Source organism: Aeromonas sp. 95A, from assembly GCF_051919235.1.
Lineage (GTDB): Bacteria > Pseudomonadota > Gammaproteobacteria > Enterobacterales > Aeromonadaceae > Aeromonas > Aeromonas veronii.
The window spans coordinates 3,989,249-4,014,160 of sequence record NZ_JBQBFC010000001.1 but is presented as its reverse complement, the minus strand read 5'-3'; the positions used below and the strand labels follow the sequence as shown (position 1 = coordinate 4,014,160).

At 59.5% G+C, this 24,912-nt stretch carries 23 protein-coding genes, 9 tRNA genes and 1 pseudogene; 23 read left to right on the top strand and 10 right to left on the bottom strand.

Features of this window, described 5'->3' with window-relative positions:
* Positions 1-52: 52 nt before the first annotated feature.
* The 3 genes from ACTG2U_RS18415 to ACTG2U_RS18405 all read right to left on the bottom strand — a co-directional run bounded on the left by ACTG2U_RS18415 (position 53) and on the right by ACTG2U_RS18405 (position 2,162).
* Complete coding sequence (locus ACTG2U_RS18415) at positions 53-604, bottom strand: hemerythrin domain-containing protein (RefSeq protein WP_005362195.1); 552 nt, start codon at positions 602-604, stop codon at positions 53-55.
* A gap of 70 nt (positions 605-674) precedes the next feature.
* Positions 675-1,352 (bottom strand): uracil-DNA glycosylase, encoded by a 678-nt coding sequence (ung, locus tag ACTG2U_RS18410; protein ID WP_005334934.1) that lies wholly within the window; start codon positions 1,350-1,352, stop codon positions 675-677.
* 69 nt (positions 1,353-1,421) lie between these two features.
* Entirely contained in the window at positions 1,422-2,162 is a 741-nt protein-coding gene (locus ACTG2U_RS18405) for a substrate-binding periplasmic protein (protein ID WP_263716896.1), read from the bottom strand.
* A gap of 369 nt (positions 2,163-2,531) precedes the next feature.
* Here ACTG2U_RS18405 and grcA point away from each other — a divergent pair, with 369 nt between their 5' ends.
* Positions 2,532-2,912 (top strand): autonomous glycyl radical cofactor GrcA, encoded by a 381-nt coding sequence (grcA, locus tag ACTG2U_RS18400; protein ID WP_005334936.1) that lies wholly within the window; start codon positions 2,532-2,534, stop codon positions 2,910-2,912.
* 150 nt (positions 2,913-3,062) lie between these two features.
* Here grcA and kdsA read toward each other — a convergent pair whose 3' ends face one another.
* The 6 genes from kdsA to hemA form a co-directional block, all read right to left on the bottom strand.
* Positions 3,063-3,917 carry a 3-deoxy-8-phosphooctulonate synthase gene (gene kdsA / locus ACTG2U_RS18395; protein ID WP_005334937.1) on the bottom strand — a complete coding sequence of 285 codons (855 nt, stop codon included), beginning with the start codon at positions 3,915-3,917 and terminating at the stop codon, positions 3,063-3,065.
* A 97-nt stretch (positions 3,918-4,014) separates the two neighbouring features.
* Positions 4,015-4,815, bottom strand: a complete 801-nt coding sequence (locus ACTG2U_RS18390) for a SirB1 family protein (RefSeq protein ID WP_005362204.1) — start codon at positions 4,813-4,815, stop codon at positions 4,015-4,017.
* Between the two features lie 12 nt (positions 4,816-4,827).
* Positions 4,828-5,211, bottom strand: coding sequence for a SirB2 family protein (locus ACTG2U_RS18385; protein WP_439974902.1), 384 nt, complete (start codon positions 5,209-5,211; stop codon positions 4,828-4,830).
* 56 nt (positions 5,212-5,267) lie between these two features.
* Positions 5,268-6,119 carry a peptide chain release factor N(5)-glutamine methyltransferase gene (gene prmC, locus ACTG2U_RS18380; protein ID WP_439974901.1) on the bottom strand — a complete coding sequence of 284 codons (852 nt, stop codon included), beginning with the start codon at positions 6,117-6,119 and terminating at the stop codon, positions 5,268-5,270.
* 61 nt (positions 6,120-6,180) lie between these two features.
* Positions 6,181-7,269 carry a peptide chain release factor 1 gene (gene prfA / locus ACTG2U_RS18375; RefSeq protein ID WP_439974900.1) on the bottom strand — a complete coding sequence of 363 codons (1,089 nt, stop codon included), beginning with the start codon at positions 7,267-7,269 and terminating at the stop codon, positions 6,181-6,183.
* 51 nt (positions 7,270-7,320) lie between these two features.
* Positions 7,321-8,580: a glutamyl-tRNA reductase gene (gene hemA / locus ACTG2U_RS18370; protein WP_005362209.1), complete on the bottom strand. Its 1,260-nt coding sequence runs from the start codon at positions 8,578-8,580 to the stop codon at positions 7,321-7,323.
* Between the two features lie 126 nt (positions 8,581-8,706).
* Between hemA and lolB the strand changes: the two genes are divergently transcribed.
* From lolB to ACTG2U_RS18295, 15 genes and pseudogenes are all read left to right on the top strand, one after another.
* Positions 8,707-9,285, top strand: coding sequence for a lipoprotein insertase outer membrane protein LolB (lolB, locus tag ACTG2U_RS18365; RefSeq protein WP_005353907.1), 579 nt, complete (start codon positions 8,707-8,709; stop codon positions 9,283-9,285).
* Positions 9,285-10,155 (top strand): annotated as a pseudogene (ispE, locus tag ACTG2U_RS18360) (4-(cytidine 5'-diphospho)-2-C-methyl-D-erythritol kinase). The gene lolB and the pseudogene ispE overlap by 1 nt, the downstream one beginning before the upstream one ends.
* Positions 10,135-10,209, top strand: a tRNA-Gln gene (locus tag ACTG2U_RS18355). Before ispE ends, ACTG2U_RS18355 begins: the two are co-directional and overlap by 21 nt.
* Positions 10,210-10,496: 287 nt before the next feature.
* On the top strand, positions 10,497-11,444 hold the full coding sequence (locus ACTG2U_RS18350) for a ribose-phosphate pyrophosphokinase (RefSeq protein WP_005343846.1): 948 nt from the start codon (positions 10,497-10,499) through the stop codon (positions 11,442-11,444).
* Between the two features lie 116 nt (positions 11,445-11,560).
* Positions 11,561-13,549, top strand: coding sequence for a bifunctional metallophosphatase/5'-nucleotidase (locus ACTG2U_RS18345; protein WP_439974899.1), 1,989 nt, complete (start codon positions 11,561-11,563; stop codon positions 13,547-13,549).
* A 218-nt stretch (positions 13,550-13,767) separates the two neighbouring features.
* The gene (gene pth / locus ACTG2U_RS18340) at positions 13,768-14,364 is read left to right on the top strand and encodes an aminoacyl-tRNA hydrolase (RefSeq protein WP_439974898.1); all 597 of its coding nucleotides are present in this window, start codon (positions 13,768-13,770) and stop codon (positions 14,362-14,364) included.
* A gap of 116 nt (positions 14,365-14,480) precedes the next feature.
* A complete protein-coding gene (gene ychF / locus ACTG2U_RS18335; RefSeq protein WP_005353921.1) occupies positions 14,481-15,572 on the top strand; it encodes a redox-regulated ATPase YchF in 1,092 nt (363 codons plus the stop codon).
* A gap of 234 nt (positions 15,573-15,806) precedes the next feature.
* Positions 15,807-15,883 (top strand) — tRNA-Met (locus ACTG2U_RS18330).
* A gap of 8 nt (positions 15,884-15,891) precedes the next feature.
* Positions 15,892-15,966: transfer RNA gene (locus ACTG2U_RS18325), tRNA-Gln, on the top strand.
* A 46-nt stretch (positions 15,967-16,012) separates the two neighbouring features.
* Positions 16,013-16,087, top strand: a tRNA-Gln gene (locus ACTG2U_RS18320).
* Between the two features lie 46 nt (positions 16,088-16,133).
* Positions 16,134-16,208 (top strand) — tRNA-Gln (locus ACTG2U_RS18315).
* 38 nt (positions 16,209-16,246) lie between these two features.
* Positions 16,247-16,323 (top strand) — tRNA-Met (locus ACTG2U_RS18310).
* A gap of 10 nt (positions 16,324-16,333) precedes the next feature.
* Positions 16,334-16,408, top strand: a tRNA-Gln gene (locus tag ACTG2U_RS18305).
* Positions 16,409-16,447: 39 nt separating this feature from the next.
* Positions 16,448-16,524: transfer RNA gene (locus tag ACTG2U_RS18300), tRNA-Met, on the top strand.
* An 8-nt stretch (positions 16,525-16,532) separates the two neighbouring features.
* Positions 16,533-16,616, top strand: a tRNA-Leu gene (locus ACTG2U_RS18295).
* Between the two features lie 219 nt (positions 16,617-16,835).
* Here the strand turns inward: ACTG2U_RS18295 and ACTG2U_RS18290 are convergent.
* Positions 16,836-18,668 carry an SLC13 family permease gene (locus ACTG2U_RS18290; RefSeq protein ID WP_429031640.1) on the bottom strand — a complete coding sequence of 611 codons (1,833 nt, stop codon included), beginning with the start codon at positions 18,666-18,668 and terminating at the stop codon, positions 16,836-16,838.
* Positions 18,669-18,931: 263 nt separating this feature from the next.
* Here ACTG2U_RS18290 and pnuC point away from each other — a divergent pair, with 263 nt between their 5' ends.
* The 7 genes from pnuC (at position 18,932) to ACTG2U_RS18255 (ending at position 24,814) form a co-directional block, all read left to right on the top strand.
* Complete coding sequence (pnuC, locus tag ACTG2U_RS18285) at positions 18,932-19,648, top strand: nicotinamide riboside transporter PnuC (protein ID WP_100645328.1); 717 nt, start codon at positions 18,932-18,934, stop codon at positions 19,646-19,648.
* A 3-nt stretch (positions 19,649-19,651) separates the two neighbouring features.
* Entirely contained in the window at positions 19,652-20,377 is a 726-nt protein-coding gene (locus tag ACTG2U_RS18280) for a nucleoside phosphorylase (RefSeq protein WP_429013148.1), read from the top strand.
* Between the two features lie 105 nt (positions 20,378-20,482).
* A complete protein-coding gene (locus ACTG2U_RS18275) occupies positions 20,483-21,154 on the top strand; it encodes a Crp/Fnr family transcriptional regulator (RefSeq protein ID WP_236396684.1) in 672 nt (223 codons plus the stop codon).
* 42 nt (positions 21,155-21,196) lie between these two features.
* On the top strand, positions 21,197-21,523 hold the full coding sequence (gene yqfB / locus ACTG2U_RS18270; RefSeq protein WP_439974897.1) for a N(4)-acetylcytidine aminohydrolase: 327 nt from the start codon (positions 21,197-21,199) through the stop codon (positions 21,521-21,523).
* An 87-nt stretch (positions 21,524-21,610) separates the two neighbouring features.
* The gene (locus tag ACTG2U_RS18265; RefSeq protein WP_439974896.1) at positions 21,611-22,531 is read left to right on the top strand and encodes an alpha/beta hydrolase; all 921 of its coding nucleotides are present in this window, start codon (positions 21,611-21,613) and stop codon (positions 22,529-22,531) included.
* A 61-nt stretch (positions 22,532-22,592) separates the two neighbouring features.
* Positions 22,593-22,973, top strand: a complete 381-nt coding sequence (locus ACTG2U_RS18260) for a DUF1622 domain-containing protein (protein WP_429013153.1) — start codon at positions 22,593-22,595, stop codon at positions 22,971-22,973.
* A 200-nt stretch (positions 22,974-23,173) separates the two neighbouring features.
* Positions 23,174-24,814, top strand: a complete 1,641-nt coding sequence (locus tag ACTG2U_RS18255; RefSeq protein WP_429013155.1) for an alpha-glucosidase — start codon at positions 23,174-23,176, stop codon at positions 24,812-24,814.
* Positions 24,815-24,912 lie beyond the last annotated feature (98 nt).

The window sequence follows — 24,912 nt, the reverse complement described above, 5'->3', positions numbered from 1 at the left end:
CACTCAAGTTGCACTCACACAATACCCGCCACACGGCAGGTACGGGCTAGTCTTAGCCGTTCGTGAGCGGCAAAGAGAGGCGTTTGGCCAGTGCCTGAAAGTGCTGGCTCACCTCAGCCCCGAACAGGGGGTCGCCAATGGCGCGGTTCTGCCAGTTTTGCTCCAGATGACGCCAGTCATCCTCGGTCAGGGAGTCACGCAGATGGGGGAAGATCACCCCCTCTTCATAGTTCATGTGTGCCTCTTGTAATTCCACGAAGCGCTCCAGCTTGGTAGTGAACTGATCGAGGGGGATCACCGCATCCATCAGGATCATCTCCACCATCTCCTTGAGATCGGCCCCGGCCTCCAGCAGCTTGACGTGCTCCTCCTGCAGGCGGTTGGCGACTTCACCCTCCACCACCCGATATTTCAGGTAGTAGTCATAGATGAGGTCTTCCTTGGGATGGTGGTACTTGTCAGAGACCTCCCGCAGGTAGTCGATGACATCGCGCACCAGAAAATAGCTGATGGGCTCTTCGGCACGGATGGCTGCCAGCTTGTGCTTGAGCAGCTCCAAAAGTCGGGCGATGTTGAGATGGTCCTTGTGCAGACTGGATAACATGGGCACTCCTTGGCTCTGAATTAATCTTATGTCCCTGAGTATACGGTCATTTGTCGCCCGAACTTTGCACTCAATCAAGTGGGATGCAGACAGATTTCCACTCTATCGGACTCTTGTCCTGTTGTTCCAGCAAGCGATTGGTCTCGCTAAAGTGACCGCAACCGATGAAACCGCGGTGGGCAGAGAGTGGGCTCGGGTGCGGCGCGGTCAGGACATAGTGGCGCTGGCGGTCGATGAAACGTCCCTTCTTCTGGGCGTGGGCACCCCACAGCAGGAACACCACCCCCTGACAACTGGCATTGATCTGCTCGATGACCCGATCGGTAAAGGTCTCCCATCCCAGATGGGCGTGGGAATGGGCCTGACCGGCCTGCACCGTCAGCACAGTGTTGAGCAGCAAGACCCCCTGTTTGGCCCAGGATTCGAGAAAGCCGTGATTGGGTGTGACGAAACCTGGCAGGTCACGCTGCATCTCTTTATAGATGTTGACTAGTGAGGGAGGCGTACGCACGCCGGGCAGAACGGAGAAACAGAGGCCGTGCGCCTGATTGGGGCCGTGGTAGGGGTCCTGGCCCAGGATAACCACCTTGACCTGATCCAGCTCGGTCAGCTTGAAGGCATTGAACACATCGGTAGCTGGCGGGTAGATCACCTTGCCCGCTTCCCGCTCGGCTCTGACAGTTGCCAGCGTACTCTTGAAATAGTCCTGCTCTTTCTCAGAGCCAATCACATCACTCCAGGTCAGCACCCCGGCCTCCTCACTTGATACGGCGAAGGGCTCAGGATAGGGGGCCAGCCCGCAAGACGCAACCGTGGCTCACGCTTTCCAGAGCCTGGCTAGGCGCCCTGAGCGCTCCAGCTTGCGCAGGCCGGTATTGAACAGCAGCATCAGACGGCGCGCCTCGGGATCGACCTTGCGCATCAGCAGGTATCCCGGTTGCGACCAGATGGGGTCGGCGGCACCGGTCAGTGACAGCGATTGGGGATGACGAACGAGCGCCTGCTGGAACAGGGTCTGTGCCACCTGCTCATCCATCACCAGATAGTGGATCCGCCCGTCGAGCAGCTTGCCCATGCTCTCCTCATCGGAATCTGACCACTCGAGGGTGAGCCCGGCTTGGCGAGCGGCAAAACCATCGCCATAGAAGTAGCCACGGGTCACCCCGACCGGCTCGTGTTTCAGCTCACCCAGATTGACCGCGGGCGTACCGGTCAGCGTCATCAGGCGAGTGGTGAAATGGCCGAGCGAGGCGGAGAGATAGAAAAGCTGCTCCCGCTCGCGGGAGCGAAACCAGGGCATGGTGACCACATAGCGCCCCTCCAGAGTCAGTCGGTAAGCCTCGGCCCAAGAATAGAAGTGAAAGCTGACATCGAGCCCCTCTTCGGCAAAGGCCTGGCGCACCACCTCACAGAGAAAGCCCTGATTGGGCAGCGCCTCACTGATATAAGGTGGCCACTCGCCCACAGCAATACGCACCGTCTCGGCCCGCACCGCAACACTGCTTGCCCAGCAACAGAACAGGGCCAGCCATGCCCACTTTCGCCACCCATTATTCACCCGGCACTCTCCTCGCTTTTTTTGCTGAGTGTAGCCAACCCCTCAATTAACCTCAGAAAAAAGTCCAAAAGATGTAGTTAAATTACTAGATTAACGAGATAAAAGATGCATAATTTGGATATCTTACAAAATCAGAAAAATGACCTATTTTTGATTCAACTCAAGAATTTAATCCCATTGAAATGGCGCTTTGTCGGATTTTCTTGATCTAGATCAATTTTTGTAATATTACCACCGTGGTATATATGACCCCATCAAAGAAAAGGTGTAAGGCAAGGGCCCTTTAAGTCATCGCCATCGACGGTAGCTTAAATACATCAGGGTAATTTCCTTACAGTTGGATTCGCGTTCCCATTGAGGAGTCATACCATGATCAAAGGCATTCAAATCACCCAGGCCGCCAACACCGCTCTGCTGAACTCTTTCTGGCTGCTGGACGAAGAGAAGCAACAAGCTCGCTGCATCTGCGTCAAAGGCGATGCTTTCGCTGCCGATCAAGAAGTGCAACTGGCTGACCTGGGTCAGTTCGAATACCGCGAACTGCCGGTTCAGGCTGAGCCTGCTGTTGAAGGTGGCCAGCACCTGAACGTCAACGTGCTGCGTCGCGAAACTCTGGAAGATGCTATCGAAAACCCGGAGAAGTACCCGCAGCTGACCATCCGTGTATCTGGCTACGCAGTGCGTTTCAACGCCCTGACCCCGGAACAGCAGCGTGACGTGGTTACCCGTACTTTCACCCAGAGCCTGTAATCAGCGCCCTGCAGTGAAGAGCTGATACTCGCTGTATCGGCACAAAAAAACGGCCAATCGGCCGTTTTTTTATGCGTGCTTGTCACCGCATCCTTATCAAAAAAAGCCCCGCATTGCGGGGCATTTTCATCAGGCATGACAGCGTCGGGATCAGGCCGAGGTATCGAGAGGTTCGAAGCCCTTGATCAGGTCATCGATAGCCTTCATCTGTTTGAGGAAGCCTTCCAGCTTCTCCAGCGGCAGGGCACTCGGGCCATCGCAGCGGGCAATTTTCGGATCCGGGTGGGATTCGATAAAGAGACCGGCCAGACCGACCGCCATGCCGGCACGCGCCAGCTCGGTCACCTGCTCGCGACGGCCACCGGAGGCGGCACCCAGCGGATCACGGCACTGCAGGGAGTGGGTCACGTCAAAGATCACCGGATAGCCACCGGTGCTCTTCTTCATCACGCCCAGACCCAGCATGTCCACCACCAGGTTGTCGTAGCCGAAATTGGCACCGCGCTCGCAGAGAATCAGCTGATCGTTGCCGCACTCCTCAAACTTGTCGGTGATGTTCTTCATCTGGCTTGGGCTGAGGAACTGCGGCTTCTTGATATTGATGACGTTGCCGGTGCGGGCCATGGCTTCCACCAGATCAGTCTGGCGCGCCAGGAAAGCGGGCAGCTGGATAACGTCCACCACCTCGGCGACAGGCTTGGCCTGATGGGGTTCGTGCAGATCGGAGATGACCGGCATGCCGAAGGTCGCTTTCAGCTCCTGGAAAATCTTCATCCCCTCTTCCAGACCCGGACCGCGGTAGGAGTGGATGGAGGAGCGGTTGGCCTTGTCCCAGCTCGCCTTGAAGACAAACGGGATGCCCAGCTTGCTGGTCACTTCCACGTACTTCTCGCACACCGCCATCGCCATGTCGCGGGATTCCAGCACGTTCATGCCGCCAAACAGCACGAACGGTTTGTCGTTGGCAACGTCGATCTGGTTGATCTTGATATTCTTCTGTTCCATCTAAGACATCCTTAATAAAAGGGCCTGAAGCCTAGTTAATCCGTTGCGACCGGACGCAGCGGCCTTGATATTCGTCTGTTTCAGTTTCAAGCCGCCCTTAATGGAGGGGCTTGGGGCTCAGATCCAGCGCGGCCAGCTGCACTTTCAGCACATCGGCGACCGGATCGTCCGGGCATTGTTCAATAAAATATTCAAAATCGTCGGCGGCCTGGCGCGGGCAATCGAGCTGCTCGTAGATAAAGCCGCGATCCCGCGTCTCCAGCGGATCGCCGGGCTTCATCCGCAGCAACAGCTCGCTGCAACGCAGCGCCTCGGGCATGCGATCTTCCCGCAGCAGGGCACCCTTGCTGACGTTGAGCAGCCGTTCGATGATCTCCCACTGGCCGGAGGGCTGCAGGTAGTCAGGGGTCAGGGTCGCCAAGTCCCCCAACGCACCGCGCAGCAGCAGCTCGATGCGGGCCAGACTCAGCTCGTCGCCGGTAAAGGGGTCGACATAGACCTCCCCCTCGCCACCGGCAAAGCTCACCAGGAAGTGGCCGGGGAAGCAGATCCCCTCCACATCGAGCCCAAGCTTGCGCCCCAGCTGGATGATGAGAATGCCGAGGCTGACCGGGATCCCTTTGCGCTGAACCAGCACCTGATTGAGATCGCAGTTGTTGGCAGAGAAATAATCCTGCCAGTCGCCATGAAAACCGAGGCTGTGGTAGAAGCCCTGCAGCAACTGCTGGCGCACTTCGTCGCAGGTGCCCTCTTCGATCTGCTCATCCAGCCACTCGTCCAGCAGGTTCAACTCGCGGATCCCCTCCTCGACCGAGCCATAAATCTCGTCGCTGACTGACAACGCCAGCTCGGTGATGTCGTGGGCTTCGAAATCGGTCCATTCGTCTATGTGTAACATTCTCTTCATGCCTTAGCCGAACACACTCGTCTGTTTGAGCACTGCCAACTTGGCAATAAAGTAGATCCAGCCGAGCGCCCCCAGAAAGGAGCACCAGCGCACCAGATTGCTTTTGGCCAGCCGCAGCGCCATCGCCGCCAGAAATACCAGCACCAGAATGACCATCAGCTTCTCGCTGAGCCAGGGCGTTCCGTTATTGAGCGGGTTGAGATCCAGCACCATGCAGAGCAATACGCCGGAGAGCACCACCAGACCGTTGAGCCAGCCGCTGACCTTCATCACCGGCGCGCTGTAAGCTCGGCCAGTGGCGGTCTGTACCCAGTAGAAGCGGAGCATAAACATCAGCACGGCCCCGGCAATCAGGGTGAGGTGCAGGTGTTTGAGCACAAAAACCATATTCAATCCTTGCATGGGGGCGCACAGGCAACCCGCCGATTAACAGTGAGGAACCGTCAGCGCAGCGGGCAGAGGCCCAGCGTCACCCTGTCGTTATCCCCGTAATCGCGCACCGTGGCTACCTCGCGGTAGCCGCCATCACGCAGCAACTGACGCACCGCCTTCCCCTGATCCCAGCCATGCTCCAGCAGCAACCAGCCATCGGTCAGCAGATAAGCGGGGGCATGGGCCACGATGTGGCGGATATCGGCCAGCCCGGCGTCATCGGCAACCAGCGCCGAGCGGGGCTCAAAGCGCACATCACCCTGCTCGAGATGGGGATCGGCGCCATCAATATAGGGGGGATTGGAGACAATCACCGCAAATCGTGGTGTTTGGTCGCGATCCGGCTCGCCAAGGGGCTCGAACCAGCTGCCATCGCGCACCTCGATCGGCAACCCCAGCGCGGCGCTGTTCTCGCGGGCCAGCGCCGCGGCATCCGCCATCCGATCCACCGCCCACACATCGACCTCGGGCCGCTCGGACTTGAGCGCCAGCGCGATGGCGCCGGTGCCGGTGCCCAGATCCAGCACGGCGCAAGGCCCTTGCGGGATTCTGGTCAGCGCCTGCTCGACCAGCACCTCGGTATCGGGGCGCGGGATCAGGGTCGCCGGGCTCACTTTCAGCGGCAGCGACCAGAACTCCCGCTCGCCCACCAGATGGGCAATGGGTTCGCCATTGAGACGACGGGCCAGCCACCCCTGCAGGGTGGCCTGCTGGGCGGCATCCAGCTCACGCTCGGGCCAGGTCATCAGATAGCTGCGACGGCAATCGAGCAGATGACAGAGCAGTACATCGGCGTCGGCGCGGGGGGATTCTCCCCCAGCCAGCACGGTCATGATATGGGCGCGGGCCTGCTGGATCTGCATCAGTGCCACTCCACCTTATGGGCAGAACACTTAATGCGAGCTTGCCGGATCACCATTTGCATTAGTTGTTCTCGGCCAGCGAGGCGAGCTGATCGGCCTGATACTCCTGCACCAGCGGTGTGATGACGCAGTCCAGATCCCCTTCCAAAATTTCGGAGAGGCGATAGAGGGTCAGGTTGATGCGGTGCTCGGAGAGGCGACCCTGCGGGTAGTTGTAGGTACGAATGCGCTCGGAGCGATCGCCGGAGCCCACCAGATTGCGGCGGGTGCTCTGCTCGGCGGCGCGGTGGCGCTCATCCTCGGCCGCTTGCAGGCGGGCGGAGAGCACCGACATCGCCTTGGCGCGGTTCTTGTGCTGGGAGCGCTCGTCCTGGCACTCCACCACCAGACCGGTCGGCAGGTGGGTGATGCGGATGGCCGAGTCGGTCTTGTTGACGTGCTGACCACCGGCACCGGAGGCGCGGAAGGTGTCGATCTTCAGGTCGGCCGGATTGATCTCGATCTGCTCGGCTTCCGGCACTTCCGGCAACACGGCGACGGTACAGGCGGAGGTGTGCACACGGCCTTGGGATTCGGTCTCCGGCACCCGCTGTACCCGGTGACCACCAGATTCAAACTTGAGACGGCCATAGACGCGCTCGCCGTCGATCTTGGCGATCACCTCCTTGTAGCCTCCGTATTCACCATCGTTGCAGCTGACGATGGAGACGCGCCAGCCCTGACGCTCGGCAAACCGTGAATACATGCGGAACAGGTCACCGGCAAAGATGGCCGCTTCGTCGCCACCGGCACCAGCGCGGATCTCCAGATAGCAGTTGTTGTCATCCTTGGGATCCTTGGGCAGCAACATCAGTTGCAGCTCCTGCTCCAGCGCCTCCAGATTGGCCTTGGCGAGCGGCAGCTCCTCCTGCGCCATCTCGCGCAGGTCGGCATCCTCCTCCTCCAGCATCATCTGGGTGGTATCAAGATCATCCTGCGCCTGACGGTAACGCTGGAAGGCGTGAACGATATCTTCCAGCTGGGCATATTCGCGGGTCAGGGCGCGGTAGCGATCCTGATCCGAGACCACGTCTGGCTCGCCGAGCATGGCCTGTACTTCTTCGTGGCGCTCGATGAGGCCTTCCAGCTTTCTGATCAGTGACGGATTCATAACTCTTGCATTCTCAATGGAGGACGGGACAACCGGCAGGTTGCCCGAAAATTATGGCTCTTGTGACAACCCCAGCGCCTGCCGCAAGCGGGAGAGCTCGCTCTGATCCCCCTGGGAGGCAGCCTGGCGCAACGCCTGGGTCGGCGCGTGGATCAATTTGTTGGTGAGGCGATGGGCCATCGCCTTGAGCGCCTGTTCGGCACTCTCGCCCTGCGCCAATGCCAGCAGGGCCCGTTGCAACTCTTCATCAGCCACTTGCTGTGACTGATGGCGGTAATCGCGAATGAGATCGACCGAGCTCTGGCCGCGATACCAGCCCATAAACTCGTCGCGCTCTTCCTGCACGATCACTTCCGCCTGTGCGGCAGCCCGTTTACGGGTTTCGAGGTTCTGCTCGATGATCCCCTGCAAATCATCCACCGTGTAGAGATAGGCATCGGAGAGCTCATCGACTTCGGCTTCGATGTCGCGCGGCACGGCAATATCCACCAGAAACATGGGTTTGAAACGGCGGGCCTTTAGCGCGCGCTCCACCATCCCCTTGCCGATGATGGGCAGGGGGCTGGCGGTCGAGCTGATGACAATATCCGCTTCGTGCAGATAGTCGGGGATCTCTTCGAGCGTCATCACCTGGGCGCCGAATTCGGCCGCCAAGGTCTGGGCGCGCTGCAGGGTGCGGTTGGCCACCATCATCTTGGTGACGTTCTGCTCGCGCAGGTGACGGGCCACCAGTTCGATGGTCTCCCCCGCCCCGACCAAGAGCACCTTGGTCTGGGAGAGATCGGAGAAGATCCGCCGACCCAAGCTGACGGCGGCAAACGCCACCGACACGGCACTGGCGCCAATCTCGGTATCGGTACGCACCCGTTTGGCCACCGAGAAGGATTTCTGGAACAGCCGCTCCAGCGCCCCCTTCACCGACTCCGCCTGCTGGGCATGAGCGTAGGATTGCTTGATCTGCCCCAGGATCTGCGGCTCCCCCAGCACCAGCGAGTCGAGCCCGCACGCCACCCGCATCAGGTGGCGCACCGCCTCTTCATCGTGATGCTGATAGATGGCAGTGACCAGTTCGGCCGCGTCCAGCCCGTGGAACTGCTGCAGCCAGCGCAGCACTTGCTCCTGCCGCTCCTCCTCCAGATTGCAATAGAGTTCGGTCCGGTTGCAGGTGGAGACGATCACCGCCTCGCTGACACCGGGTTGGCTCACCAGCTCACGCAAGGCGCGATCGATGCAGTCCGGGCCAAAGGCGACCCGTTCCCGCAAGGCGACACTGGCGGTGTTGTGGTTGATTCCGAGGGCAAGCAAACTCATGAGTGGGCGACGATCATTTCATACGCTGGGTGCAAAGGCTGCCAATTGTACGAGAAAGGGTAAGTCTTTAAAAGCAATACGGCCGCCCCGTATACTGTGGCAAATTCCTCTCTCTGGAGCCGTCTCTTGCTGCTACGTATTTTTACCCTCACCTGCCTGCTGTTGCTGGCCGGTTGTGCCACCACCCAGCCCCAGCGTGACCAGGTGAACTGGAACCAGGAGCGGACCCGCCTCGAGCAGCTGACCCATTGGCAGCTATCCGGCAAGATGGCCATCATCACGCCACAGCAAAAGGGCAGCGCCCGTCTCAACTGGCAGCAGGATGGGGAGGATTATCGCCTCAACCTCACCAGCCTGATTGGCACCAGCATTCTGGAGCTCTCCCGCAGCAAAGGCGAGATCACCCTGCTCGACAGCGACGGCAATCGCCACCAGAGCCAGGATGCCGAAGCGCTCATCTATCAACTGACCGGCTGGAATATTCCGGTTGCAGGATTACCGGAGTGGATCAAGGGGCTGCCAGGTCAGGCAGAGTTTGAACTCAACCCCGACAGCAGTCTGGCCAGCGTGCGCGACGGCCAGTGGCAGATCGTTTATGGCGATTATCGGGATCAGGATGGCTACCGCCTGCCACACCAGCTGACCATGACCGGCCAGAACAGCCGCCTCAAGCTTCAGATCAACCAATGGACTCTTGCACGTTAATGGCTTCCACACGCTGGCCGGCACCGGCCAAACTCAACCTGTTTCTACACGTCAATGGCCGTCGTCCCGATGGTTATCACGAGCTGCAGACCCTGTTTATCTTCCTCAACCACAGCGACTGGCTCGAGTTCGAGGTGATTCAGGGTAGCGACACTCTCACCCTGAGCCCGGCCATTCCCGGGGTGCTGGATGAACAGAATCTGATTATCCGGGCGGCACGCCTGCTGCAGGCAACCCTGCCGAGCCCGCAAGGTGCCCATATCCGGCTGGAGAAGGTACTGCCCATGGGCGGCGGCATTGGCGGCGGTTCGTCCGATGCGGCCACCACGCTGGTGGCGCTTAACCACCTCTGGCAAGCCGGTTTGAGTGAAGATGAACTGGCAGCGCTTGGCGTCCAGTTGGGGGCCGATGTGCCGGTGTTTGTCCGTGGCAAGGCGGCCTTTGCCGAAGGAGTGGGCGAGCGCCTGCAACCGGTCGAACTGCCCGATGCCTGGTATCTGGTTCTCAAGCCCGATTGCCATGTAGCGACCGCGGCCGTATTCCAGGATCCGGACCTGCCGAGAGCCACACCGAAAATGGCGCTGGACAACCTGCTGGAAGGCGAGTGGAAAAACGATTGCGAATCACTGGTGAAAAAGCGCCACCCCGAGGTTGCCAATGCGCTCGGCTGGTTGCTAGAATACGCGCCGTCAAGAATGACGGGCACAGGAGCCTGCGTCTTTGCTCAATTTGAAGACGAAGTGACTGCTCGGGAAGTGTTGGCCTGCGTGCCGAAGGGACTTGATGGGTTTGTCGCCAAGGGCGAAAACATATCACCTCTCTTCTCCACATTGCAACAGTTCAAATGATTGGGGTATCGCCAAGCGGTAAGGCAGCGGGTTTTGATCTCGCCATTCCTAGGTTCGAATCCTAGTACCCCAGCCAATTTTCGAGCATCGGTAATTTAGCTGTGATAAACGGTGACTGATCTTTGATCTCGTCAACGTGCCTAGGTTCAAACCCTGGTATCCCAGCCAATTTTACCGAACGGTATTGATGATGATTAACGTGGCCGGTTTTGCACTCGGCCACGGATTCGGGTTACCGGTATCATCACAATCATTGGGCAGCAGACACCTTGTACGTTATCTTGATAAATCGTTTGCCCCAAAACGATAGGGTCTGATTTCAGACTCCCCCACATACTGGATGCAACCCCGAGGTTTCAAACCGTGCCTGACATGAAGCTGTTTGCTGGTAACGCAACGCCGGAACTAGCCCAGAAGATCGCAGATCGCCTGTTTATCAAACTCGGCAATGCTGCCGTAGGTCGCTTTAGCGACGGCGAGATCAGCGTACAGATCAATGAGAATGTACGTGGTGGCGATATCTTCATCATTCAATCCACCTGTGCCCCGACCAACGACAATTTGATGGAATTGATCGTCATGGTGGATGCTCTGCGTCGTGCTTCAGCTGGCCGTATCACTGCCGTTATCCCCTACTTTGGTTATGCCCGTCAGGACCGCCGCGTCCGCTCCGCCCGCGTACCCATCACCGCCAAGGTTGTCGCTGACTTCCTCTCCAGCGTCGGTGTGGATCGCGTGCTGACCGTTGACCTGCATGCCGAGCAAATTCAAGGTTTCTTCGACGTTCCGGTAGACAACGTGTTCGGTAGCCCGGTGCTGCTGGAAGACATGAAGTCCAAGAACCTCGAGTCTCCTGTCGTTGTCTCCCCGGACATCGGTGGCGTCGTGCGTGCCCGCGCCATCGCCAAGCTGCTGGATGACACCGACATCGCCATCATCGACAAGCGCCGTCCCCGCCCGAACGTCTCCCAGGTCATGCACCTGATCGGTGACGTTGCCGGCCGCGACTGTATCATCGTTGATGACATGATCGACACCGGCGGCACCCTGTGCAAAGCCGCAGAGGCCCTGAAAGAGCGCGGTGCCAAGCGTGTATTCGCTTACGCTACCCACCCGGTCTTCTCCGGTTCCGCCGTCGAGAACATCAAGAACTCCGTGATCGATGAACTGATCATCACCGACTCCATCCCGCTCACTGCGGAGATGAAAGCGGTCGGCAAGGTCAAGCAGCTGACGCTGTCAACTGTACTGGCCGAAGCCATTCGTCGCATCAGCAACGAAGAGTCCATCTCTGCCATGTTTGAGCATTGATAGATTCAGCAATAACGAAAACCGCCATCAGGCGGTTTTCGTCTTTCTGGACCTTCTCTTTCCAACTTTCTGCTATCTGGTACGACCCTGCCCCCGGCAGGCTTAAGGATTTACCCATGAATTGCTTGCGTCCCCTCCTGCTCGCGACCCTCACCTCCGCCCTGTTCGCCTGTCAGCCCGCCAAAGAGAACCCGCCCTTCGTGCTGGCTCTTGCTCACATGAACGACACCCACTCCCAGTTTGATCCGGTCAATGCCGAGATCAAAGGGCAGATCTTTGCCCAGCAGGGGGAGACGGACACCCTCTATACCCGCTTTGGCGGTTACCCGCGCCTGCTGACCATGGCGAAAGCCTATCAGGCCGATGCGCTGGCCAAGAACCAGCCCTTGCTGCTGCTGCACGGCGGTGATGCCTGGCAGGGCAGCGGCTACTTCAAACTCAACGAGGGGATGGCCAACGCCGAGTTGCTGAGCCAGTTCGGCCTCGATGCCATGGCGCTGGGCAACCACGAGTTCGATCTGGATAACCAGAAGCTGGCCCGCTTCATCGAGGGGGTCAACTTCCCGGTGCTGGCCGCCAACCTCGACACCAAGGCCGATCCGGCCCTCAGCAAGGCTGACAACCTCAAGCCCTTCGTGGTCTACGCCTTTGACGGCAACCAGAAGAGCCCGGTCACCGATCTCGACAACCTGCCGCAAGGCAAACAGCTGGTCGCCGTCATCGGTCTGGTGCTGGAAGACATGGGCAATATCGCCCCCAACGTCGGCAAGCTGCGCTTTGGCAAGGAGGTCGCCTCGGCTCAGGCCACGGTCGACATGCTGCAAGCCAAGGGGATCCACCAGATCGTGGCGCTCACCCACATCGGCAACGAGCGGGATCTGGCGCTGGCGGCCAAGGTAAACGGCCTCGATGCCATCGTCGGCGGCCACTCCCACAGCCTGCTCGGCGATTTTCGCAATATCGGCTGGGGCAAGACCGGCGATTACGCCAAGCTGGTGACCAATCCGGATGGCATCGGCAAAACCTGCGTGGTGCAGGCGGGCTCCTACGCCCAGGCCATCGGTCTGGCACAGGTGACCTTTGACAGCCAGGGTCAGGTGACCGACTGCCAGGGCCACAACAGCCTGCTGGCCAGCCGCGACTTCTTCGCCGATGCGGCGCGCAAGCAGGCGCTCGACGACGCCCGCAGCAAAGAGGCGAGCCAATTTGTCGACAACCAGCCCAATCTGGTGACCGTGGATGAAGATCCGCGCCTGCGCGGCATCATCGACAGCCACTACAAACCGGCGCTGGAGAAAGCCTACGGCCCGGTGATCGGCACCATCCCCGAGCAGCTGCAAAATGCCCGTCGCCCCGGTGACAACGGCAGCGACAGCCATGGCTCCGACGTGGCGCCGCTGGTTGCCGAAGGGGAGTTCTACTGGGCCAATACCCCAGCAGTGCAAGATCTGACCGGTGGCCCGGTCGATTTTTCTCTGGTGGCGGTGGGTGGCGTGCGCGCCGACCTGCCTGCTGGCGAATGGCGCGAGGGGGATAGCGCCCTCACCCTGCTGCCGTTCAAGAACCAGCTCGCGGTGCTGACCCTGACCGGCGCCGAGGTACGCGCCCTGCTGACCGAGACCATCACCGCCACCCTGCCCGCCAGCGCCCATGCCGGCAAGTTCCCCTATGGCGGTCACCTGCGTTACACCTTCCAAGAGACCGACGCAGGCAAAGCGGGCACCCTGACCCAATTGCAGCGCAAGACCGCAAGCGGCGAGTGGCAGGATCTGGTGGATAGCCAGCGCTATCGGGTAGTGATGAACGCCTACAGCGCCAACGGCAACGATGGCTGGCAGGCACTGGCCAATGCCCAGCGCCACCAGAGCGAGCGGGTCGACATCGCCAGCGTCAATGGCAAGTTGACCGCCTTCCCGGTGTTGAAGGTGGCACAAAACGGTGAACTGCTGAGCGCCGTCTATGCCCCGGGCCAGGCCCTCGATTGCAAAGCCAGCGGCGTGGATTGCGGCACCGATGCAGCCTCTTTCGTGGAGTATGTCCGCGATGCCCGTCCCACCCTGACCGCACTGGATGAAGAGACCGTCACCCTGCTGCGTGCCAAATAACGACGGTAGTCAACCGGGCACAATCCATCGGTAAGCTGAAACGGGCCTCATGCAAGAGGCCCGTTTGCCCACCGTTAGCCACCCATTGGCCGCAATAATGCTGCAAATCCCGCCATAACATGCGCATTGGTTGAGTGATCGCCACTCGGCGGCTAGAATATTGCGTCCTATTGCCCTGGGTAGTGTGCCCACGGCAGCTGCGAGTGAAGACATCAAGCGTGACAAGCGAAATCAAACTGATCGTCGGACTGGGCAACCCCGGCCCGGAATATGCCAAGACCCGCCACAACGCGGGCGCCTGGTATGTGGAGCAACTGGCCCGCTGGCACAATGTCAGCCTGCGTGAAGACCCCAAGTTCTTCGGCCATACTGCCCGCATCCTGGTCGAGGGGCAGGATGTGCGGCTGCTCATCCCGAACACCTATATGAACCTCTCTGGCAAGGCGGTGGCCGCACTGGCGCGTTTTTATCAGATTGAGCCGGAAGCAATGCTGGTGGCCCATGACGAACTGGATCTGCCGCCTGGCATCGCCAAGTTCAAGCAGGGTGGTGGTCACGGTGGCCATAACGGCCTCAAGGACATCATCGCCAAGATGGGCAACAACAATAACTTCTTCCGGCTGCGGCTCGGGATCGGCCATCCCGGCAGCAAAGAGCAGGTGGCTGGCTTCGTCCTGACCAAGGCCCCCAGCAGTGAACAGAACCTGATCGACGCCGCGCTGGACGAGTCCCTGCGCGCCACCGATATCCTGTTCAAACAAGATATGACCAAGGCCATGAATCGCTTGCACAGCTTCAAGGCTGAAAAGGGTTAGGTCGGTTTGACCCTGTACGGGCATTGTGCCGGTACATGAGCAACGACCAGAACAAGCATGACATGGGCCGCCTGCGGGCGACCCCCAACAGCATCCATCAAGTAAGGTAACAATCCATGGGTTTTAAATGCGGTATCGTGGGCCTGCCCAATGTAGGCAAATCCACCCTGTTCAACGCGCTGACCAAGGCCGGTATCGAAGCCGCCAACTTCCCGTTCTGCACCATCGAGCCGAACACAGGTGTGGTGCCGATGCCGGATCCCCGCCTCGATCAGCTGGCTGCCATCATCAATCCGCAGCGCGTTGTGCCGACCACCATGGAATTCGTCGACATCGCCGGCCTGGTTGCCGGTGCCTCCAAGGGTGAAGGTCTGGGTAACCAGTTCCTGGCCAACATCCGTGAAACCGAAGCGATCGGCCACGTTGTGCGCTGCTTCGATGACGAGAACATCATTCACGTTGCCGGCAAGGTCTCTCCCGCTGACGATATCGAAGTGATCAACACCGAGCTGGCCCTGTCGGACCTGGACGCCTGCGAGCGCGCCATTCACCGTCAGTCCAAGCGCGCCAAAGGCGGCGACAAGGATGCCAAGCTGGAAGTGGAAGTGCTGGAGAAGATCAAGGTCGCGCTGGAAAATGGTCAGATGATCCGCGGCATGAAGCTGGATAAAGAAGAGCTGGCCGCTGTCAGCCACCTCAACTTCCTGACCCTGAAACCCACCATGTATATCGCCAACGTGGCGGAAGATGGCTTCGAGAACAACCCCTATCTGGACAAGGTGCGTGAAATCGCTGCCGCCGAGAACGCGGTCGTAGTCGTGGTCTGCTGCGCCATCGAAGCGGACATCGCCGAACTGGACGATGAAGATCGCGCCGAGTTCATGGCTGACCTTGGCATCGAAGAGCCGGGCCTGAACCGTGTTATCCGCTCAGGCTACCAGCTGCTCAACCTGCAGACCTACTTCACCGCCGGTGTGAAAGAGGTGCGCGCCTGGACTATTCCGGTCGGTGCCACTGCCCCGCAAGCGGCAGGCAAGATCCACACTGACTTTGAAAAAGGCTTTATTCGCGCCCAAACCATCGCCTTTGAAGACTTTATCAACTACAAGGGTGAGCAAGGCGCCAAGGAAGCGGGCAAGATGCGCGCTGAAGGGAAAGATTACATCGTCAAAGATGGCGATATCATGAATTTCCTGTTCAACGTCTAATCCCATGACAGGCCAGCATTTGCTGGCCTGTTTTTTATCTGCCATTGCCCGGGCAATAATGGCAATGTCTTAAAAAAAACCAGATTGTTGGGCTTTTGCGCAACAGAGACCAATAACTGGTCAAACGCACTCAAATTGCGTTTTTCTGGCAAAAAAAGGGTTGACGCCCCAGAGCCAGATACGCATAATTCGGCCCGCACGGTGACGAGGTAACGACTCACCGGAAGCAAGGTTGGCTATGTAGCTCAGTTGGTTAGAGCATCGCACTCATAATGCGGGGGTCACAGGTTCGAATCCCGTCATAGCCACCATCTCTAGTTGGGGTATCGCCAAGCGGTAAGGCAGCGGGTTTTGATCTCGCCATCCCTAGGTTCGAATCCTAGTACCCCAGCCATTTTTAAAAGTTCTTTGCCAGTCTCGCGACTGTTGAGGAACGCTGTTGGGGTATCGCCAAGCGGTAAGGCAGCGGGTTTTGATCTCGCCATCCCTAGGTTCGAATCCTAGTACCCCAGCCATTTTTAAAAGTTCTTTGCCAGTCTCATGACTGTTGAGGAGCGCTGTTGGGGTATCGCCAAGCGGTAAGGCAGCGGGTTTTGATCTCGCCATCCCTAGGTTCGAATCCTAGTACCCCAGCCATTTTCTGTTCTCTTCCACATCAGTGGTCGATAACAAACGGCTATGTAGCTCAGTTGGTTAGAGCATCGCACTCATAATGCGGGGGTCACAGGTTCGAATCCCGTCATAGCCACCATTATTTCTGTTGGGGTATCGCCAAGCGGTAAGGCAGCGGGTTTTGATCTCGCCATCCCTAGGTTCGAATCCTAGTACCCCAGCCATTTTTCTGTTCTCTTCCACATCAGTGGTCGATAACAAACGGCTATGTAGCTCAGTTGGTTAGAGCATCGCACTCATAATGCGGGGGTCACAGGTTCGAATCCCGTCATAGCCACCATTAATATTGCGGAAGTGGCGAAATTGGTAGACGCACCAGATTTAGGTTCTGGCGCCCTAGGCGTGAGAGTTCGAGTCTCTCCTTCCGCACCATTAATAGCAGTACCAAACAGACCAGCTCACGCTGGTTTTTTTGTATCTGAAATTTGCCTCTCCCTAGTTTTTCTCTCGCTCCTCTATTTAACCAATCTCCACGTTAATTCCCGTCCACATCACTCTTCACTGATTCCGAGCACGCCTTGCCACTCTTGTCTCCCGGCCATAAAAAAGCGGCCCGCAGGCCGCTGGTGCACACATTCATCATCCCGGTTATCAGAACGGGAAGAACCAGGGGATCGCTACCACGCTCACCGCCATCACCAACAGGGTGAATGGCACCCCGATACGGATAAAATCGGCAAACTTGTAGTTGCCCGGCCCCAGCACCAGAGTATTCACCGGTGACGAGACCGGCGTCATAAAAGCGGCCGAGGCGGCGATGGCAATGGTCATGGCAAACGGATAGGGCGATACCCCCATCTGCTGGGCCGTGCCCAGTGCAATGGGCGCCATCAGCACAGCTGTCGCGGTGTTGGAGATAAAGAGCCCGATCACGGCGCAAAGGGCAAACAGGCTGGCCAGCATGACCCGCGGCCCCATCTCCCCTACCGCATTGATCAGACCACCGACGATCAGATCCACCCCGCCGGTTTTTTGCAGCGCCAGCGCAAAGGGGAGCATGCCGACGATGAGGATCAGGGTCGGCCAGTGGATCGACTTGTAGGCACTCTCCATGTCGATGCAGCGAAACTTGCCCATCAGCAGACAGGCGATCAGCGCCGCAATCACGTTGGGCACCGGATCGGTCACCATCAGCAGGATCATCACCCCGAGGCAGATAAGGGCATGGATCGCCTGACTGCGGGCGGGGGCCATCTCGTCCACTTCGGCGGGCAGCCCCATCAGCAGAAAGTCGCGGCTATGGGTCTGCAACTGTCTGATATGGCTCCAGTTGCCCACCACCAGCAGGGTATCCCCCATCTGCAACGGCTCGTCTACCAGCTTGCCTGCCAGCGCCTCACCGTCGCGGCGCAGCCCCACCACGCTCAGACCATAGCTGGAGCGGAAGGTCACCTCACGCACGCTTTTACCCAGCAGCTTGGACTCGGGGATCAGCGACACCTCGGCCATCCCCACCTCCCGCGCCTGATCGGAGAAGTACTCCCCGCGCAGGATCATGGGTTCGAGCCGCGCATCGCTGCAAAACGCCCGCACATCCACCTCGGGGTCTGACATGTCGATCAGCAGCACATCCTTCGCCTGAAATTCACTGATCCCCGACACCGGCACCATCACCCGGCGAAACTTGCGCCAGCGCTCCACCCCGATGACGTGGGCACCATAACGGGCGCGTAGTTGCAGCTCGTCCAGGGTGTGACCAATCAGCGGGGAGTCAGGCCGCAGCGCCAGACGACGGGCACGACCGGCCAATCGGTAGTCTCGGATGAGATCGCGCAGGGTGCGGCGCCCGGTCGGCTTGCCCTTGCCCTCTTCCCCTTCGCCCACCAGGGAGCCGCGCACCAGCAGCATGTAGAGGATGCCCAGCCCCAGGATCAGCACGCCCATGGGGGTGAAATCGAAGAACCCGAAACCATGTATGCCGTGGCGCATCAGCTCGCTGTTGACCACCATGTTGGGGGGCGTGGCCACCAGCGTCATCATGCCGCTGATCAGCCCGGCAAAACCGAGGGGCATCATCAGGCGACCGGCAGGGATCCCCATCCGGTTCGCCACACTCAGCACCACCGGGATAAAGATGGCCACTACCCCGGTGCTGCTCATCACAGCCCCCAGACTCGCCACCGCCACCATCAGCAACACCAGCAGCTTGGTCTCGCTGCTGCCCGCCACCTTCACCAACGCATCCCCCACCTGATAGGCGATGCCGGTGCGCACCAACCCCTCCCCGACAACAAACAGGGCGGCTATCAGAATGACGTTGGGATCGCTAAAGCCCGCCAGCGCCTCCGGCAGGGTGAGGGTGCCGCTCAGCACAAAGAGGATGATGATCAACAGGGCGACCACATCCATCCGCACCTTGTTGGTCATAAAGAGATAGATGGCGCCAGCCAGCAGACAGAGCACCCAGACAAGCTCGGAATTCAATGCAACCTCCTTTTATCACGTGATTCTCCTCCCGGAGAGTGGACTCTATCAGACCACAGCCATGGCGCTATCATCTTGCTACATATCAATAAAGTCCGGCCAGCGGGGGCACCATAACCCATCACCGCTGGAATAACCGGGCAGCAGCGGCGATTTCTTTGATATGGGCCAAGTACGGGGCGGACAAAAGTCCTGCCCGGCAGCAGCCGCACCACCTAGAATGGCACCCTCGCATACTAACCCTCATGCCCAAGGATCAGAAAATGAGCATATTCGAGCTGTTCAGCATCAATAACACCCTGGTGACCATACCGCTGGGCGGCGGCTACGCCATGTCGTGGATTGAAGCCATCGGTACCCTGTTCGGGCTGGCCTGCATCTGGTTCGCCAGTCAGGAGAAGACCATCAACTACCTGTTCGGTCTGATCAACGTCAGCCTGTTTGCCATCATCTTCTTCCAGATCCAGCTCTACGGACTGTTGATGCTGCAGCTGTTCTTCTTCTGCGCCAACGTCTACGGCTGGTACGCCTGGACCCGCCCGGCCAACGATCAGGGGGATACCCTGCAGATCCGCTGGCTCAGCAGATCCAAACTGATGGTGACCGCCGCCGTGAGCGTGCTGGCCATCGCTCTGCTGACCCGCTATATCGACCCGGTCTTCGCCACCCTGGCACGCACCTCGGTCTCCCTGCTCAACCTGTTTGGTGCCAACCTTGCTACCCCCGAGCCCTCCCCCGATGCCTTCCCGTTCTGGGATGCCAGCATGACGGTGCTCTCGGTCGTCGCCCAGATCCTGATGACCCGCAAATACGTGGAGAACTGGATCCTCTGGGTCGTCATCAACATCATCAGCATCGGTGTCTATGCCGCGCAGGGCGTCTACGCCATGTCGCTGGAGTACCTGATCCTGCTGTTTATCGCCGCCAACGGCACTCGCCTCTGGGTGATTGCCGCAAAGCGCCAGCCACAAGGTCTGTAAGCCATGAGTCTGTTACCCCATCTCCAGTGCCGCCCCGACCAGATTGCCGAGCGGGTGGTACTGTGCGGCGACCCGGCCCGGGTCGATCGCATCGCCAGCCAGCTTGAAGAGTGTGAGGTGCTGGGGCAAAACCGGGAGTTTCGCCTCATCAACGGCCGCTATCAGGGGCTGCCCATCACGGTTTGCAGCACCGGCATCGGCGGTGCCTCGGCCATCATCGCGCTGGAGGAGCTGGTGCAAGCCGGTGCCCGCTCGCTTATTCGGGTCGGCTCCGCCGGTGCCCTGCAGCACGACATCGGGCTCGGCGACCTTATCGTGGTGGAAGGGGCGATACGCAATGAGGGGGCCTCGCAGGCCTATCTGCCCGCCGAGTACCCCGCCTGCGCCGATATCTGGCTGCAGGCCGCCTTGCTCAACCATGTGGCAACCTGCAGCCAGCCTCATTGGCACGGGCTGGTACGCTCCCACGACAGCTTCTATCGAGATGATGAGCAGGAGGTGTGCCGCTACTGGCATGCCCGTGGCGTGCTCGGCGCTGACATGGAGACCGCAGCCCTGCTGACCGTGGGTCGCCTGCGCAAGGTGCGGGTTGCAGCCGTGCTCTGCAACGTAGTGCTGTTCGAGCAGGATGTGCAACAAGGGGTGGCGGATTATGCCAGTGCCGAACAGGCGATGATGGCCGGTGAGCAGCACGCCATCGCGGCTGCCCTCCACGCCCTGGTGCAATAAACCGTAAACCGTTAACTGCGGCACATCCGCTACCGTGCGGGCTGGTATCCGGCCCGCACTCTTGCTAGCCTCATGGCCCTCGTCATCCGGTGCGACAGGCAAGTCATGCAGCAACAGCCCTACCCCCTCGGCCGTTTTCACGCCGAACTCCAGCAGCTTGAACCCCGCTTTGCCGCGGCGCTCGACGCCTGCACCCTGTTTCTGCGCCGCTACCTGCCGGGCGAATTGATCATGCGCCAGGGGGAGCAGAGCGAGCAACTCTATCTGGTCGAACATGGCCGGGTCTCCCTCAACAGCACAGTGCACTCGGGCCGCCGCTTCCAGCTTGGCGAAATTGAGTGCCACAGCCAAATCTTCGGCGAGATGGAGTTCTTCAGCGCCACCCCGGTACAGTGGAATGTGGTGGCCGAGACCGAGCTGGATGCCCGGGTCATCTGCGCCCACAAGCTGGCCCAGCGCCTGCTGGCCGAGCCTGAGCTGACCCTCTTTTTCGCTGCGGCGCTTGCCAGCGACTATCTCGACACCCTGGAGATCACCACCAGCCGGCTGCTCCACCCCATCGCCTACAACATCGCCTATGAGCTATGGCGTGAGCGCCAGCGCACTCCGATGCTGGGATCGCGCAAGCGGGCCCATGAGGCGGCGCGCTTCGGCACCACCGAGCGGGTTTACCGCCGCGCCCTCAAGGAGCTGGTCGAACAGGGCATAATTGCCGACAGCAGTGACGGCCCCGTTATCGCCGATCTGGCCAGGCTGCGCGCCTATCTCGATCTTTGATTTCCATTCATCCCATTTCGATTCACCCAGTCAGGAGTCACCATGTCTGCTCATTCCTATCCCGAATTCACCTTCTTCAGCCGCTTCGTTGCCGACATTCAGGCGGGCCGCAAGACCATCACCATCCGCGACGAGAGCGAGGCCAACTGGCAGCCCGGCCAACGTCTGGCGCTGTTCACCAACCCGGAGCACCAGCCCTTTGGCACCATAGAGGTGCTCTCGGTCAAGGCGGTCGCCTTCGATGAACTGAACGACGAGCACGCCCGTCAGGAGAACATGACCCTCCCCGAGCTCCAACAGGTGATCCGCGATATCTACCCCGATCTGCCGCCGCTCTATGTGATTGAATTCGTGCTGATTGAAGCCTGATTTTGTGAGCTGCCTCAGCTAACGCCGGTTGCGCTCTCTGGCTAAAAGCGCAAAATAACTGTTTTTATATACAGTTATTGGTGCGTTATGGATATACAACTTGAACCGGCCATTGCGGCCATGGTGACACAGTTCATTGCCGCAGGCCGCCCCAAGGCGAGCAGCCTGAGCTGGCAGGAGCGGCGTGAAGGCTATCTTGTTTCAGCCGTATTGGGTGGTGAACGGGAAAAGGTTGGCGCTGTCGAAGAGTGGCAAAACGGCCATTATTCCGTTCGCCTCTATCAACCAGCGCCCACCTCAAGTACAAGCCGTCCGGCCCTGATCTACTTTCATGGCGGCTGTTTTGTCAGCGGTGAGTTCGACACTCACGACCGCCAGATGCGGATGCTGTGCAATCGCGCCGAGGCACTGGTGTTCGCGGTACATACCCGCCTTGCCCCTGAACACACCTATCCTGCAGCACATGACGATGCACTGGCAGCCACGCTCGCCATCATGGCCGATGTGGAGAAATGGCATGGGGATCCGGCAAGGATTGCCCTTGCGGGCGACAGTGCCGGCGGCCACCTCGCCCTGATCACCACCTTGCGACTCAAGGAGCAAGGCGCACCCTTGCCTGCAGCCCAACTGCTCATCTATCCGATGCTCGATGCTGCGGGCGACAGTGACAGCTATCGGCATCTAGGGGATGACTACCTCATCACCCGCGACATGCTGTTAAGCGGTTTTCACGCCTATCTGGGGGAGCTGCCCGTCACTCACCCCGAAGCCAGTCCGCTCCATCATCCCGCCCTGTCAGGATTGCCGCCGACCCATATCGTAACGGCGGAATATGATCCGCTGTGCGATGAAGGGGAAGCCCTCTATCGCAAACTGCTGCAAGCCGGTGTCACGGCGACCTGTCAGCGGCAACTGGGCGTTATACACGGCCTCTTCCAACTGGTCGGAGTCAGCTCCGCGGCGCGTCAGCTCATTGAACAGCTCTCACAACTCATTAGAAGGCTCTGATTTGGCCTTTGCCGAGCGATGTGTTAATAGTGTCCTCTTTTGAATCATGGAGGTGACCCGAGTGTTTGAGATAGCGAGCCTGAAAGAGGGGATGATGCACGGGGTCGAGCTGTTCCAGCTACTGCTGGAGATCATCTCCATCGCCTGTGTGGTGATAGGGCTTGGCAAAACCCTCTGGCTGGCGGCAAGAGTGCGGGATCACCAGCCCGGCTTTCCGCGCATTCGTCTCTGCTTTGGCAGCTGGCTCATTCTGGCGCTGGAGTTCCAGCTCGCCGCTGACATCCTGGCCACCACGGTCGCGCCAAGCAAGGAGGAGCTGATCCGCCTCGCCATCATCGCTGTGATCCGCACCTTCCTGAACTACTTCCTCGGCAAGGAGCTGGAAGCACAGACCGAACACCAGCAGGAGCAGCGCAGCGAGCAGGCCAAGGCTGCTCAATAACCTGTATTCCTGCATAGCATCAACGCTAAGTGCCGTGCCATCCCGACCACAGCCGTGGCCCGGGATGGCACCTTTGTGACCCTTCCCGCACTTTTGGCAATCAGCCAACTATGGAACCCTTTTCAAGGTTTCCCCTGCCCTGTCGAGTACCCGTTCATCTGCGTAAGATAGAAAATCTTCTCCCCCAACCGGCCAAGCTGATGAATACGCACTCCCTTCACACGCCCGATATCGACCTCGATAGCTGTGTCATCTACCAGATCTACCCCATGAGTTTTCAGGACAGCGATGGCGACGGCATGGGCGATATCAACGGCATCCGTCAGCGCCTCGACTATCTGGCCACCCTCGGGGTCGATATGCTCTGGCTCACCCCCATCTATCGCTCCCCCAAACGGGACAACGGCTATGACGTGGCGGACTACCGTGCCATCGACCCCGCCTTCGGCACCCTGACCGAGATGGAGCAGCTGATAGCCGAAGCGGCCGCCCACGGCATCGGCATCATGATGGATATCGTCGCCAACCACACCTCCACCGAGCACGAGTGGTTTATGAAGGCACTGGCCGGGGATCCGCGTTATCAGAGTTATTACGTGTTTCGCGACCAGGCCTTCGTTGACGCTCACCCCATTACCTCGATTTTTGGCGGCAGCGGCTGGCAGTATGTGCCAGCGCTTGATCGCTACTACCTGCACAACTTCGATCCCAGTCAGGCCGATCTGGACTGGGATAACCCGGCGGTGCGGGCCGAAATGGCGGCGGTGATCAACTTCTGGCTGGGCAAAGGGATCAAGGGATTTCGCTTCGATGTGATCGACATGGTGAGCAAGGAGTGGGACCGGCTTGCCATGAGCAACGGCCCGCGCCTGCACGACTATATCCGCGAGCTCAATGCCGCGAGCTTCGGCGGCAAGGGGATCATCACTGTGGGGGAGACCTGGGGGGCCGATCTCGCCCATATGCAGAACTATTCGAACCACGATGGCAGCGAGTTCAGCATGGTGTTCAACTTCGAGCATCTGGGGCTCGGCAGTGACAAGTGGTCATCCCGCTTCGATCCCCTCGCCTTCAAGCGAGCCATGGCCCGCCATCAGCAAGGTCTGCACGGGCGTGGCTGGAACAGCCTGTTTCTCGGCAATCACGACCTGCCCCGCGCCGTATCCCGCTTTGGCGATGACAGGCCAGAGTGGCGGGAAACCAGCGCCAGGCTGTGGGCCATGGTGCTGCACCTGATGCAGGGCACTCCCTTCATCTATCAGGGGGAGGAGCTGGCCATGACCAACCGTCACTGGCAGCCGGACGAGCTACGCGATGTGGAGGCGATCAACTACCGCGCCAGCCAGTCAGAGCTGGCTCCTGCCGAGCTGAGTCGGCGGCTCGATGCCATCAGCCGCGACAACGCCCGCACCCCGATGCAGTGGGACGCCGGCCCCCACGCCGGATTCAGCACGGCCACGCCCTGGATTGCCCTCAATGCCAACCACCTCGAGATAAATGCTGACGAGCAGCTGGCCCGCCCCGACTCGCCGTTTCACTGCTATCGCCAGCTTATCGCCCTGCGCAAGGCCCACCCGGTCGTTCGCCACGGCAATTTCGAACTGCTGGATGGGGATGATCCCAAGCGCATCGGCTATCGCCGCCACTGGCAGGATCCGGCCAGCGGAGAGCGGCACACCCTGCTGCTACTCGCCAATCTCACGGCGAACCCCTTGCCGATGCCCCACTTCGACAAGGTGGCAGACGGAATGCGGTTGCTGCTGGCCAATTACCCAGGCGAACCACTGCCACTCTTCGCCCCTTATCAGTGCGCCATCTGGCTGCAAGTGGAGCAGGGTTAACCCCGTGCTGACGGGCCATACCAATGGCCCGTCAATCGCCCCACGTTGGCTACCAGCAGAAAATCACGCTCCCACGCAACGGGATTAAATTAACCACT

Coding starts and splice junctions, on each gene's coding strand:
- hemA (WP_005362209.1), bottom strand. CDS start 8,580: ATGAGTTTGCTTGCCCTCGGAATCAACCACAACACCGCCAGTGTCGCC.
- ACTG2U_RS18265 (WP_439974896.1), top strand. CDS start 21,611: ATGGATATACAACTTGAACCGGCCATTGCGGCCATGGTGACACAGTTC.
- ACTG2U_RS18280 (WP_429013148.1), top strand. CDS start 19,652: ATGAGTCTGTTACCCCATCTCCAGTGCCGCCCCGACCAGATTGCCGAG.
- yqfB (WP_439974897.1), top strand. CDS start 21,197: ATGTCTGCTCATTCCTATCCCGAATTCACCTTCTTCAGCCGCTTCGTT.
- ACTG2U_RS18415 (WP_005362195.1), bottom strand. CDS start 604: ATGTTATCCAGTCTGCACAAGGACCATCTCAACATCGCCCGACTTTTG.
- prmC (WP_439974901.1), bottom strand. CDS start 6,119: ATGCAGATCCAGCAGGCCCGCGCCCATATCATGACCGTGCTGGCTGGG.
- ACTG2U_RS18255 (WP_429013155.1), top strand. CDS start 23,174: ATGAATACGCACTCCCTTCACACGCCCGATATCGACCTCGATAGCTGT.
- pnuC (WP_100645328.1), top strand. CDS start 18,932: ATGAGCATATTCGAGCTGTTCAGCATCAATAACACCCTGGTGACCATA.
- ychF (WP_005353921.1), top strand. CDS start 14,481: ATGGGTTTTAAATGCGGTATCGTGGGCCTGCCCAATGTAGGCAAATCC.
- prfA (WP_439974900.1), bottom strand. CDS start 7,269: ATGAATCCGTCACTGATCAGAAAGCTGGAAGGCCTCATCGAGCGCCAC.
- kdsA (WP_005334937.1), bottom strand. CDS start 3,917: ATGGAACAGAAGAATATCAAGATCAACCAGATCGACGTTGCCAACGAC.
- ACTG2U_RS18390 (WP_005362204.1), bottom strand. CDS start 4,815: ATGTTACACATAGACGAATGGACCGATTTCGAAGCCCACGACATCACC.
- grcA (WP_005334936.1), top strand. CDS start 2,532: ATGATCAAAGGCATTCAAATCACCCAGGCCGCCAACACCGCTCTGCTG.
- ACTG2U_RS18275 (WP_236396684.1), top strand. CDS start 20,483: ATGCAGCAACAGCCCTACCCCCTCGGCCGTTTTCACGCCGAACTCCAG.
- ACTG2U_RS18385 (WP_439974902.1), bottom strand. CDS start 5,211: ATGGTTTTTGTGCTCAAACACCTGCACCTCACCCTGATTGCCGGGGCC.
- ACTG2U_RS18345 (WP_439974899.1), top strand. CDS start 11,561: ATGAATTGCTTGCGTCCCCTCCTGCTCGCGACCCTCACCTCCGCCCTG.